The 11,460-nt window shown below is 60.8% G+C and carries 11 protein-coding genes; 2 read left to right on the top strand and 9 right to left on the bottom strand.

Going from position 1 to position 11,460, the window contains the following annotated elements; translation table 11 throughout:
• Positions 1-17: 17 nt before the first annotated feature.
• The 4 genes from ACO07C_RS04170 to eno form a co-directional block, all read right to left on the bottom strand.
• A complete protein-coding gene (locus ACO07C_RS04170; protein WP_421912971.1) occupies positions 18-1,415 on the bottom strand; it encodes a pyruvate dehydrogenase complex E1 component subunit beta in 1,398 nt (465 codons plus the stop codon).
• 15 nt (positions 1,416-1,430) lie between these two features.
• The gene (pdhA, locus tag ACO07C_RS04165; protein WP_421912970.1) at positions 1,431-2,468 is read right to left on the bottom strand and encodes a pyruvate dehydrogenase (acetyl-transferring) E1 component subunit alpha; all 1,038 of its coding nucleotides are present in this window, start codon (positions 2,466-2,468) and stop codon (positions 1,431-1,433) included.
• A 172-nt stretch (positions 2,469-2,640) separates the two neighbouring features.
• Positions 2,641-2,964 (bottom strand): FtsB family cell division protein, encoded by a 324-nt coding sequence (locus tag ACO07C_RS04160; RefSeq protein WP_421912969.1) that lies wholly within the window; start codon positions 2,962-2,964, stop codon positions 2,641-2,643.
• Between the two features lie 132 nt (positions 2,965-3,096).
• Positions 3,097-4,371 carry a phosphopyruvate hydratase gene (gene eno, locus ACO07C_RS04155; protein ID WP_421912968.1) on the bottom strand — a complete coding sequence of 425 codons (1,275 nt, stop codon included), beginning with the start codon at positions 4,369-4,371 and terminating at the stop codon, positions 3,097-3,099.
• 199 nt (positions 4,372-4,570) lie between these two features.
• Here eno and ACO07C_RS04150 point away from each other — a divergent pair, with 199 nt between their 5' ends.
• A complete protein-coding gene (locus ACO07C_RS04150) occupies positions 4,571-4,696 on the top strand; it encodes a hypothetical protein (protein WP_421912967.1) in 126 nt (41 codons plus the stop codon).
• A 103-nt stretch (positions 4,697-4,799) separates the two neighbouring features.
• On the opposite strand, the gene clpA is transcribed toward ACO07C_RS04150, so the two are convergent.
• The 3 genes from clpA to ACO07C_RS04135 all read right to left on the bottom strand — a co-directional run bounded on the left by clpA (position 4,800) and on the right by ACO07C_RS04135 (position 8,210).
• The gene (clpA, locus tag ACO07C_RS04145; RefSeq protein WP_421912966.1) at positions 4,800-7,268 is read right to left on the bottom strand and encodes an ATP-dependent Clp protease ATP-binding subunit ClpA; all 2,469 of its coding nucleotides are present in this window, start codon (positions 7,266-7,268) and stop codon (positions 4,800-4,802) included.
• A gap of 6 nt (positions 7,269-7,274) precedes the next feature.
• Positions 7,275-7,604, bottom strand: a complete 330-nt coding sequence (gene clpS / locus ACO07C_RS04140; RefSeq protein WP_421912965.1) for an ATP-dependent Clp protease adapter ClpS — start codon at positions 7,602-7,604, stop codon at positions 7,275-7,277.
• A 276-nt stretch (positions 7,605-7,880) separates the two neighbouring features.
• Complete coding sequence (locus ACO07C_RS04135; protein ID WP_421912964.1) at positions 7,881-8,210, bottom strand: phasin family protein; 330 nt, start codon at positions 8,208-8,210, stop codon at positions 7,881-7,883.
• A 290-nt stretch (positions 8,211-8,500) separates the two neighbouring features.
• Between ACO07C_RS04135 and ACO07C_RS04130 the strand changes: the two genes are divergently transcribed.
• The gene (locus ACO07C_RS04130; RefSeq protein WP_421912963.1) at positions 8,501-9,946 is read left to right on the top strand and encodes a D-alanyl-D-alanine carboxypeptidase; all 1,446 of its coding nucleotides are present in this window, start codon (positions 8,501-8,503) and stop codon (positions 9,944-9,946) included.
• 47 nt (positions 9,947-9,993) lie between these two features.
• Here ACO07C_RS04130 and ACO07C_RS04125 read toward each other — a convergent pair whose 3' ends face one another.
• A complete protein-coding gene (locus tag ACO07C_RS04125; RefSeq protein ID WP_421912962.1) occupies positions 9,994-10,692 on the bottom strand; it encodes a DnaJ domain-containing protein in 699 nt (232 codons plus the stop codon).
• Entirely contained in the window at positions 10,692-11,423 is a 732-nt protein-coding gene (locus ACO07C_RS04120) for a VWA domain-containing protein (protein WP_421912961.1), read from the bottom strand. The genes ACO07C_RS04125 and ACO07C_RS04120 overlap by 1 nt, the downstream gene beginning before the upstream one ends.
• Positions 11,424-11,460 lie beyond the last annotated feature (37 nt).

The raw sequence follows: 11,460 nt of genomic DNA, 5'->3' as shown, positions 1-11,460 counted from the left end.
TTTTCCTCCCGCCCGGTTCAGCTATACGTGACGGCTTTGACCGCCTCGATGACCTCGCCGACATTGGGCAATGCCAGCTTCTCGAGGTTCGCCGCATAGGGCATCGGCACATCCTTGCCGGCAATGGTGATGACCGGCGCGTCGAGAAAGTCGAAGGCACGCTGCGAAACCTGGTTGGCGATGTGATCGCCGACCGAGTTCTGCGGATAGCCCTCTTCGACGACGATCAGCCGGTTTGTCTTCTTGACCGAAGCGATGATCGTATCGAAATCGAGCGGGCGGATGGTGCGCAGGTCGATGATCTCGGCATCGATGCCCATGCCGCGCAATTCCGCCTCGGCCTTTACCGCGTAGGTCATGCCGATACCGAAGGAGACGATTGTAACGTCCTTGCCGGTCTTGTGGATGCGCGCCTTGCCGATCGGCAGCACGAAATCATCCAGCTTCGGCACATCGAAGGACTGGCCGTAGAGGATTTCGTTCTCGAGGAAGATGATCGGGTTCGGATCGCGGATCGCGGCCTTGAGCAGTCCCTTGGCGTCGGCAGCCGTGTAAGGCATCACGACCTTGAGGCCTGGGATGTGGCTGTACCAGGCGGCGTAGCACTGCGAATGTTGGGCAGCGACACGGGCGGCGGCACCGTTCGGTCCTCGGAACACGATAGGAGCACCCATCTGGCCGCCGGACATATAGAGGGTCTTGGCGGCCGAGTTGATGATTTGATCGATAGCCTGCATGGCGAAGTTGAAGGTCATGAACTCGACGATCGGCTTCAGGCCGGCCATCGCCGCACCCACACCAACGCCGGCGAATCCGTGTTCCGTGATCGGCGTGTCGACGACGCGACGCGGACCGAATTCCTGCAGCAGGCCCTGGGTGATCTTGTAGGCCCCCTGGTATTCGGCGACTTCCTCGCCCATGACGAAGACATCGCCGTCGCGGCGCATCTCTTCGGCCATCGCATCGCGCAGAGCTTCGCGCACCGTGGTCGAGACCATTTCAGTGCCAGCCGGAATGTCGGGATCGGCGGCGATTTCGGTTTTCGGGGCGGCGGCAACTGGCGCGGCCGCCGGCTTGGCGGTCTCGGCCTTCTCCTCGACCGGGGCCTCCGCCTTTGCCGGCGCTTCCGCCTTGGCAGGAGCGGCGGACTTGCCGACATCGGCAGCGCTTTCCCCATCCTGAAGCAGAACGGCGATGGGCGTATTGACCTTGACGCCTTCGGTGCCGGCGGCAATCAGGATCTTGCCCAGCGTGCCTTCATCGACGGCCTCGACTTCCATCGTGGCCTTGTCGGTTTCGATCTCGGCGATGACATCGCCGGCGACAACCTTGTCGCCCTCGTTCTTCAACCACTTGGAAAGATTGCCCTCTTCCATGGTAGGCGAGAGAGCGGGCATGAGAATTTCGATCGGCATGTCCTTGCCCTCCCGTTACAGTACGATGTCGGTCCAGAGCTCGGACGGATCCGGCTCCGCGTCGTGCTGGGCAAATTCGGCGGCGTCGGCGACGATGTCTCGAACCTCCTTGTCGATGGTCTTCAGTTCGTCCTCGGTCGCCCATTTCTTCTCGGCCAGCCGAGCCTTGACCTGCTCGATCGGATCATGCTCGGAGCGCATCTTCTGCACTTCTTCCTTCGAGCGGTACTTGGCCGGGTCCGACATGGAGTGGCCACGGTAGCGATAGGTCTGCATCTCCAGGATCAGCGGCCCGTTGCCGGAGCGGCACCATTCGGTGGCCAAGTCGCCAGCCGCCTTCACGGCGCGGACGTCCATGCCGTCGACCTGGATGCCGGGGATCTTGAACGACGCACCACGGTGCGAGAAATCTGTTTCGGCCGATGAGCGCGAGACCGATGTGCCCATGGCGTAGCGATTGTTCTCGATGATGTAGATCACCGGCAGCTTCCACAGCGAGGCCATGTTGAAGCTTTCATAGACCTGGCCCTGATTGGCGGCGCCGTCTCCGAAATAGGTCAGCGAGACATTGTTGTTGTCGCGGTATCGGTTGGCGAAGGCCAGACCTGTGCCAAGCGACACCTGCGCGCCGACGATGCCATGGCCGCCGTAAAAATGTTTCTCCTTGGAGAACATGTGCATGGAGCCGCCCTTGCCCCTCGATAGCCCGCCACGGCGTCCCGTCAACTCGGCCATGACGCCGCGAGGCGACAAGTCCATCGCCAGCATATGGCCGTGATCGCGATAGGCGGTGATCATCTGGTCGCCTTCGATCAGAGCCATCTTCATGCCTGTAACGACCGCTTCCTGGCCGATATAGAGATGGCAGAAACCGCCGATGAAGCCCATGCCATAGAGCTGACCGGCCTTCTCTTCGAAACGGCGGATCAAGAGCATGTGCCGGTAGGCGGCAAGTTCCTCGTCCTTGGTGAATTCGGCAGGCTTGGGCGCTGAAAGCCCTGACTTGCCGTCGGATTTGGATTTGGCAGGCGCTTTTCTGGCGGCGGTGGCCATGCATCACTCCCTGTTGGCGTCTCTTCGCGGACATTAGGGGATATCACTTCTCCCCACCGATTTCAGGGAGGCTAACACGCGACAATGCGTTCCGCCATGCCGAAATTGCATGGCTGACATGCATCTAAGCAGTTAGAAACATTGAAAATATTGGCGATTAACTCGAATTCGGTTATTTGTCGGAGTCGGGCAGCATGATGGTAATTTCATCGGGCTGGGACAGATTCAGCGCCCTGCGTGCCTGCTCATCGAGCATGTCTTTCTCGATGGAACCCTCGTGCAGGAGCTGGACGCGGCGTTCGAGTTCTATCCGGCGAGCCTTGATGACATTGAGCTGGCCCTGGAGGTCGGCGGCCCTCGCCTCCATCTGATATCTTGAATTGATCCCGAACTCGCCGTGATAGGCGTGGAAGCCGAAATAGGCCACGAACACCACGCACAGCGACGGGATGATCAGCCGGCCGGTGTTTCTCTGTTTATGCTGGCGTGTCCACATCGTCCAAATCCTCTGTGCGCCCATCTCGCCCGATTGTGCTTAATGGACGGTTACGGGCGGCAGGATTTGGCGGTCGCCAGAACGGAAAAGGGCGGGAATGCTCCCGCCCTTGTCCTTCGTATGTGGTTTGTATCAGCCCTTGACGATGGACTTGCCGGCGTAGCTTGCCTGCTTGCCGAGCTCTTCCTCGATCCGGATGAGCTGGTTGTACTTGGCCATCCGGTCCGAGCGCGACAGAGATCCCGTCTTGATCTGTCCGCAATTGGTGGCGACGGCGAGGTCGGCGATGGTCGAATCCTCGGTTTCGCCGGAACGGTGCGACATCACGGCGGTATAAGCGGCCTTGTGTGCGGTCTCGACGGCGTCGAGCGTTTCCGTCAGCGAGCCGATCTGGTTGACCTTGACCAGGATCGAGTTGGCGACGCCCATGCGGATGCCGTCCCGCAGCCGCGCCGTGTTGGTGACGAACAGGTCATCGCCAACGAGCTGGGTCTTCTTGCCGATCAGGTCGGTCAGATACTTCCAGCCTTCCCAGTCGTCCTCGGCAAGGCCGTCCTCGATCGAGATTATCGGATAGTCGGCGGCCAGCTTGGCCAGATATTTGGCCTGAGCCTTCGGATCACGGGTCTTCTTCTCGCCTTCATAGACGTAGTTACCGTCCTTGAAGAATTCGGTCGCCGCGCAATCGAGACCAAGCGCGATTTCCTCGCCCGGTTTGAAGCCGGCCTTCTCGATCGATTCCATGATGAAGTCGAGCGCGACCGGCGCGCTCTTCAGATTTGGAGCAAAGCCACCCTCGTCGCCGACATTGGTGTTGTGGCCGGCATCCTTCAGCTTCTTCTTCAGCGTGTGGAAGACTTCCGCCCCCCAGCGAACGCCCTCGCGCAGCGTCGGCGCGCCGATCGGCAGGATCATGAACTCCTGGAAGTCGATGGGATTGTCCGCATGCGCGCCGCCATTGATGATGTTCATCATCGGCACAGGCAGGACATGAGCCTTGGTGCCGCCGACATAGCGGTAGAGCGGCAAGCCTGCGGCATCGGCCGCGGCCTTCGCAACCGCAAGCGAGACACCGAGGATGGCGTTGGCACCAAGCCTGCTCTTGTTGGGCGTGCCGTCCAGCTCGATCATGGTCTGGTCGATGTGGATCTGGTTTTCGGCTTCCATGCCGCCGATCGCCTCGAACAGCTCACCATTAACGGATTCGACGGCGCGCAGCACACCCTTGCCGAGGTAACGGGCGCCGCCGTCGCGCAGTTCGACCGCCTCATGCGCTCCGGTCGAGGCGCCTGACGGCACGGCCGCACGGCCCATGGAGCCGTCTTCGAGTATGACGTCGACCTCGACGGTCGGATTTCCACGGCTGTCCAGGATTTCACGCCCGACAATGTCGATGATGGCAGTCATTGCGATGTCCTCGATTGATCGATTGAAGCGTCGCGCCCGTCTTAGCCAAAGCCCCGCAAAACGCAATCGTGGCCCCGCCAAATATTGCCGGCCTAGAGAGTCACGAAGCGCAAATTTCTGTCATCATAAGTCATGCCGTCAAACGCCGATTTCGGGCTACGACTGTTACCGCGCGGGGCGAAACAGAGGGAGTTTCGCCATGTCCGAGTTGAGCGGTATCATCAGTCTGTTCCTGATCGCGGCTGCATTCCTGACGTCGTGTGACAATCCGCAGTCGCCGCCAAATGCCATCGCGACGTTGCCCGCCTTGCACACAAGCGAATAGCCGTCAGGCTCAACTATAGAAAACCCGTCGGCGAACTGCCCCGCAGGTTGTTTCCAACTTTCAGGGGCAGCTCACCGACGGGACTTTTTGACAATCGGTCCTGTCAGTTCTTTCTGGGCAACTGCGGTACAAGGCTGCGCTTGCCGCCATCCTTGCCTTTGGGCTCCGGCTTCTGCGCCACCACCTTCTTGGCGGCGGGCTTTTTCGCCACGGCCTTCTTCGGCGTCGGTCCGTCCTCCGGCTCTTCCTTCTTCGGCTTGACCGGAGCCTCGTCCGCCAGCGATTCGAGCTTCAGGCCGGTCTCGCCGGTTTCCTTCTTCTCGACGGTGACGCGCACCGTGCCGCCCTTCTTCAGCTTGCCGAACAAAACCTCGTCGGCCAACGGCTTCTTGATGTGCTCCTGGATGACACGGCCAAGCGGCCGTGCGCCCATGCGCTCGTCATAGCCCTTGTCGGCCAGCCAGGCGATCGCGTCCGGCGACAGGTCGAAAGTGACGCCGCGTTCCGAGAGCTGAGCCTCGAGTTGCATCACGAACTTCTGCACCACCTGATGGATGACCGGCACAGGCAGCGAGCCGAACGGGATTATAGCATCGAGACGGTTGCGGAATTCCGGCGTGAACAGCCGGTTGATCGCCTCGACATCGTCGCCTTCGCGCTTGGTCGAACCGAAACCGATCGCCGCGCGCTGCGCGTCGGAAGCGCCCGCATTGGTGGTCATGATCAGGATCACGTTGCGGAAGTCGATCTGCTTGCCGTTATGGTCGGTCAGCTTGCCGTGATCCATGACCTGCAACAGGATGTTGAACAGGTCCGGATGCGCCTTCTCGACTTCGTCCAGCAACAGCACGCAGTGAGGATGCTGGTCGACGCCGTCGGTCAAAAGGCCGCCCTGGTCAAAGCCGACATAGCCTGGAGGCGCGCCGATCAGCCGCGAAACGGTGTGACGTTCCATATATTCCGACATGTCGAAGCGGATCAGTTCGACGCCCAGCGACGCGGCAAGCTGCTTTGCCACTTCGGTCTTGCCGACGCCGGTTGGCCCGGAGAACAGGTAGGAGCCGATCGGCTTTTCCGGTTCGCGCAGGCCGGCGCGCGCCAGCTTGATCGCCGAAGTCAGCGCGGTGATCGCGGTATCCTGACCGTAGACGACACGCTTCAGCTCGACTTCGAGCCCGGCTAGAACCTGCTCGTCATCAGCCGAAACCGTCTTCGGAGGGATGCGCGCCATGGTCGCGATCGTCGCTTCGATCTCCTTGATGCCTATGGTCTTCTTGCGCTTGGCCTCAGGCACCAGCATCTGCGAGGCACCGGTCTCGTCGATCACGTCGATCGCCTTGTCCGGCAGCTTGCGGTCGTTGATGTAGCGCGCCGACAGCTCCACCGAAGCCTTGATGGCTTCGTTGGTGAACTTCACCTTGTGGAATTCCTCATAATAGGGCTTCAGGCCCTTCATGATTTCGATGGCGTCCTCGATGGTGGGCTCGTTGACGTCGATCTTCTGGAAGCGCCGCACCAAGGCACGGTCCTTCTCGAAGAACTGGCGGAATTCCTTGTAGGTGGTCGAGCCAATGCAACGGATGGCACCGGATGACAGGGCAGGCTTCAACAGGTTGGACGCATCCATGGCGCCGCCTGACGTTGCCCCTGCCCCGATCACGGTATGAATCTCGTCGATGAACAAAACCGCGCCGGGGTAATCCTCGAGTTCCTTGACGACCTGCTTCAGCCGCTCCTCGAAATCGCCGCGATACCGGGTGCCGGCCAGCAGCGTGCCCATGTCGAGCGCGAAGATGGTGGCGTTATGCAGCACCTCGGGAACGTCGCCCTCGACGATGCGCTTGGCTAGGCCTTCGGCGATCGCCGTCTTGCCGACGCCGGGATCGCCGACATAAAGCGGGTTGTTCTTGGAGCGGCGGCACAGCACCTGGATGGTGCGGTTGATCTCGGTCTCGCGGCCGATCAGCGGGTCGATCTTGCCGGCTTTGGCCTTGTTGTTGAGGTTGACGCAATAAGCCGTCAGCGCATCTTGCTGCTGCTTCTTCTTGCCGCCTTCCTCCTGCGGCTCGGCGCCGTTCTGGCCGCCCTGCTCGTCATCGGCGCCACGCGGCGAGCGTGTCTCCGACGCACCGGGGCGCTTGGCGATGCCGTGCGAGATATAGTTGACCGCGTCGTAACGGGTCATCTGCTGTTCCTGCAGGAAATAGGCGGCGTGGCTCTCGCGCTCGGCGAAGATCGCGACGAGCACGTTGGCGCCGGACACTTCCTCGCGACCCGACGACTGCACATGGATCACCGCGCGCTGGATGACGCGCTGGAAACCGGCGGTCGGCTTGGAATCCTCGTCGTAACCGGTAACGAGATTGTCCAGCTCGGTGTCGATGTAGGTCAGAACCGTGTGCTTCAACTCATCGAGATCGACATTGCAGGCGCGCATGACGGCGGCTGCCTCTGTATCGTCGATGAGGGCGAGCAACAGATGCTCCAGGGTTGCGTATTCATGGTGTCGCTCATTGGCGAGCGTCAGCGCTTGGTGAAGCGCCTTTTCCAGGCCTTGGGAGAAAGCCGGCATGTTACCTCACTTCTTCTCCATCACGCATTGCAGCGGATGCTGATTCTGTCGGGCGAAATCCATGACCTGGGACACTTTGGTCTCGGCCACCTCGAATGTATAGACCCCGCACTCGCCCACTCCATGATTGTGAACATGAAGCATGATGCGTGTGGCGGCTTCGCGGTCCTTCTGGAAAAAACGCTCCAGCACGTGGACCACGAACTCCATGGGCGTGTAGTCGTCGTTGAGGATGAGGACCCGATAAAGGCTGGGCTTCTTGGTCTTGGTTTTGGTGCGCGTTATCACAGCGGTGCCACGCCCGGCTTCGTTGCCGTTGCCGCTACCGTTCTGCATACGCGCCACATGTCTCGTGGCAGTCAATCCAATCGTCACGTATTCCTGCCTCTTTCGAATCCCCATGCGAGATCGACATGTAGGTGTTCGATGAACGATTTTAAGCCCTTCTGTTTAGCTGACAATATGGCTAGGTGCCCAAACTTGGCCGATTTTCGCAATCGTGAAGGGCAGATGAGCCGCTGACATGAAATCGAAATGAAAAAACCCGGCCGCGCGGTCGCGGCCGGGTCTGCCTTCAGGCCCGAACAGGCCAATTTCAAATAATGTGAGGAATTACTTCGCCTTGGCGACGATCGATTCGAACGGCTTGTAGGCATCCTTGGCCAGTTCGGCATAAAGGTCGCCGATCCTGGTGGCTTCTGCGACGAACGACTCGTAGGACTGCTTGGCGAATTCCGACTGAATCTCGATCGCCTTTTCCAGCGACTTGGCGGAAATCATCTTCTCTACTGCGGCGCTGCCGGCTTCGAAGCTCTTCTTGGTGTACTCGCCAGCCTCGGCGGCGATGGCTTGCGCGCCCTTGGAGAGCGAGGCAAAGCTCTTCAGTCCGGTGTCAGCGAACTCTTTGCCAAATTTGCTGAAATCTTCGTAGGTCTGGGTCATTTCCTGATTCCCTTGACGGCTGCCTGAGATGCGCCCTGATCGGGTCGCTTTGTGCGATGCACTTTATATATTGTGCGATGCACAAAAAGTCAACATTTCGCCGACGCCACGCCAGCCGATCCGCCAGGCAATGCCTAAGATTCGAATAAAGAGAGGTTCAAGCCCGAAGAAAATGGTGAACGCGGCGGTTACCATAAACGGATTGGTAACGCTGCCCGCGTAGTTTGACCTGAAGTGAGGCAGGACCCTTTGCCGCCTCCAATGCAACGAAAAATTCAAGGGAACTACCAGTGCGTCAGGCGTTGTCGGGCATCATCTCCAAATCCGCGTCCTCCTTCAAAGCGATCATGGTCGTCGCGCTTGCGATGACAATCGTTGTTGCCGGTGCGGCGCCGTCTCTCGCGGCGCGGTCGGCGGCGATCGTCATCGACGCCAAGACCGGAAAGGTCCTTTATTCGGCGGATGCCGATGGGCGACGCTATCCCGCCTCGCTTACGAAGATGATGACCCTTTACCTGACCTTCGAAGCCCTGGCGAAGGGCAGGATCAGCAAGAACTCGCCGGTCGTCTTCTCGGCCAAGGCGTCCGGCGAAGCGCCGACGAAACTGGGCGTGAAGCCCGGCGGTTCTGTTACGGTCGAGACCGCGATCCTGTCGATGGTCACCAAATCAGCCAACGACTCGGCGACCGCGCTCGGCGAAATGCTCGGCGGCAACGAGACCACTTTCGCCCGCATGATGACCGCCAAGGCCCGGCAGCTAGGCATGAACGGCACGGTCTTCCGCAACGCCAACGGCTTGCCCGATCCGGGGCAGTTCACCACGGCGCGCGACATGGCCACGCTCGGCATCGCGCTGAGGGAGCATTTCCCGCAGTACTATGGCTACTTTTCCCAGCGCTCCTTCCTTTACGGACGCCAGCGTATCAATGGCCATAACCGCCTGCTCGGACGCATCAAGGGCGTCGACGGCATCAAGACAGGTTACACCCGCGCCTCCGGCTTCAACCTCGTTTCCTCCGTTGCCGATGGCGACCGCCGCATCGTGGCCGTTGTCATGGGCGGAGTATCAGGCGGCAGCCGTGACAACGAGATGGCGCATTTGATCACCACCTACATGCCGAGGGCGTCGACGCGCGGCGGCGGCATGCTGGTGGCCAAGGCCACCGGCGACAATCCGATCAAGGCCCTGGCAAATGTTCTCCTGCCCAAGCACGATGCGCCAACGCCGGACGACAAGCCGGTGGCCGTCGCAAGCGCCGACGCAGCCGCGGCCGACGACGCGTCCGCTGCGCAGAATGACACAGTTGCGCAGAATGAAGACGACGCCGACGACAATGCCGCTGTCGAAAAGACCAAGGAAGTCGTTCCCGCCAAGAAGGTAAAGACAGTCATCGTCTCCGCGCCGAAGGTTGCGACGGCGCAGGTCGTGGCTGCCTATGCTTCCGAGCCCACCCCCGCTGTCGATCCGGTCAACACCGCGTCGGTGCCGTCGGGCTGGGCCATCCAGGTTGCTTCATCGCCGAAGCAGTCCGAGGCGCAGGCATTCCTCGACAAGACGACAAAGCAGGCGCCTTCGGTGCTCGCCAACGCTTCAGGGTTCACGGCCGCCTTCGAGAAGGACGGCACGACCTACTACCGCGCACGGTTCGGCGGCTTTGGATCGAAGGACGCCGCCTGGAAGGCCTGCACCGCTTTGAAGAAGAAGAAAATCGAGTGCTACGCCGTCCAGCAGTAGGGCGGCGTGGAAGTCATCTCCCGGAAAAGTTCTGCGTCGAAGGAGACTTAGTTGTGATTGGAGAGCAAGACGTCCTTGGCTTCGTTAATCCGCGCCGCCAGGAAAGACGTGCCGCCGATATCGGGGTGCAGGCGCTGCATCAGGCGGCGGTGCGCCTTGCGGACATCCGCCGCGGCGGCCCCCGCTTCAAGACCAAGGACCTTGTAGGCCTCCTCCTTAGTCATGGCGCCAGAACTTGGCGCAACACCCAGCCCTTCGCGACTGTTCGTGTCAGCGTTTTTGCGCCAGACGGGAAATCTGCCGTCAAGATACGTCTCTAGCAATTGCCGGCTCTCCGGATCGCCGGAGAGTTCCCGATAAAGTTGCTGCAGTTCCGCAAGTGCCATCGAGCCGAGCATCTTGCCTTCGTGGTGGCCAGCCAGCACGAGGCCTTCCAGGCCGCCGGTGTCGTGATCAAGCTCCATTTCGAGCGCGGCGGTCCGCACCGTCGAACGTCTTCCCGGCGCCAATCCTGCCGCGGGTCCGCTCGTGCGCATGGAGCCGTACCACGCGGCGGCTCCCAGCAGCATCGCACCGCCGATAGCTTCGCGCCCCACCAGAAGCACCGCGCCGCCAAAGACCGCCAGCAGGGCCGGCCCGAGCGTTTTCAGCCCACCCGCGAGTGCCGCCGGGTCCGCACGCAGGAACATTGTCGCGAAGCCGAAAAGCACCAGCAGCAATGCAACGATTGCAATGATTGCGCCCATTATGTTCCGCCGCCCCGCAGATGCTCGATCATCAGCCGGTCTTCCGGCCTGTCCCTGGCCTCCAGCGCCTTCAATCCGCCAGTCGCAAACACGGCAACCGCCGAGAGCAGCCCGGCCAGGGTCGCGGCGGCCCGTCGGTCGAATCGAAACCATGCCCCTTTGGACAACCGCGCAATGTCCTTGAATACCTTTTCCGCGCCAGAATCATGGCCTTCCTGGAAGACGAAGACAGGGACGCCAAGCAGGCCTAGCCTGCCTGCCTTGTCCGCAAGCTCGTCGGCATTTTCTTCCATGGCATCGCCAATATAGACCAGCGCATTGACCTTGGCGGATACGGTCTGTTTCAGCGTGTGGGCCAGGACCTTGCCGATCTGGGTGTGACCGCTGCGGCAATCAATCCGAGTCATCAACTCCTTCAGCGTATCCGTGTCGGTGACGAAAGCAGACGAGCGGCATTCGCCAAGGCCACGAAAATAGACCAGCTGGACGCTGAGCAAGCCAGCCTTGCCCGCGGCATCGAACATCTCGCCCTGCAACGTGCAGGCAAGATCCCATGTCGGTTGCCGGCTCATCGTCGCGTCAAGCGAGAGGATCAGCCTGCCGGCGCCATTCCCGACCGCGGACAGGGCTCTTGCCTGGCGCACGAACGCTTCGATCTCGCCCGCGTCGGAACGAGGTTTGGTCGGCGCGGCGTTACCCTTCTTGGATATCGGCAGGCTCTTGTCGGTCATGAAATCCAAGATGTGGCGTTGTCGCGTCGCTTGCAAG

This window comes from Mesorhizobium sp., from assembly GCF_965229135.1.
Lineage (GTDB): Bacteria > Pseudomonadota > Alphaproteobacteria > Rhizobiales > Rhizobiaceae > Mesorhizobium.
The sequence above is the reverse complement of the archived record's forward strand: the minus strand, read 5'-3'. Positions and strand labels throughout refer to the sequence as shown.

What these genes read in the sequence shown, in the direction of transcription:
- ACO07C_RS04170 (WP_421912971.1), bottom strand. Translation starts at nt 1,415, where the DNA reads ATGCCGATCGAAATTCTCATGCCCGCTCTCTCGCCTACCATGGAAGAG.
- pdhA (WP_421912970.1), bottom strand. Translation starts at nt 2,468, where the DNA reads ATGGCCACCGCCGCCAGAAAAGCGCCTGCCAAATCCAAATCCGACGGC.
- ACO07C_RS04160 (WP_421912969.1), bottom strand. Translation starts at nt 2,964, where the DNA reads ATGTGGACACGCCAGCATAAACAGAGAAACACCGGCCGGCTGATCATC.
- eno (WP_421912968.1), bottom strand. Translation starts at nt 4,371, where the DNA reads ATGACTGCCATCATCGACATTGTCGGGCGTGAAATCCTGGACAGCCGT.
- ACO07C_RS04150 (WP_421912967.1), top strand. Translation starts at nt 4,571, where the DNA reads ATGTCCGAGTTGAGCGGTATCATCAGTCTGTTCCTGATCGCGGCTGCA.
- clpA (WP_421912966.1), bottom strand. Translation starts at nt 7,268, where the DNA reads ATGCCGGCTTTCTCCCAAGGCCTGGAAAAGGCGCTTCACCAAGCGCTG.
- clpS (WP_421912965.1), bottom strand. Translation starts at nt 7,604, where the DNA reads ATGCAGAACGGTAGCGGCAACGGCAACGAAGCCGGGCGTGGCACCGCT.
- ACO07C_RS04135 (WP_421912964.1), bottom strand. Translation starts at nt 8,210, where the DNA reads ATGACCCAGACCTACGAAGATTTCAGCAAATTTGGCAAAGAGTTCGCT.
- ACO07C_RS04125 (WP_421912962.1), bottom strand. Translation starts at nt 10,692, where the DNA reads ATGGGCGCAATCATTGCAATCGTTGCATTGCTGCTGGTGCTTTTCGGC.
- ACO07C_RS04120 (WP_421912961.1), bottom strand. Translation starts at nt 11,423, where the DNA reads ATGACCGACAAGAGCCTGCCGATATCCAAGAAGGGTAACGCCGCGCCG.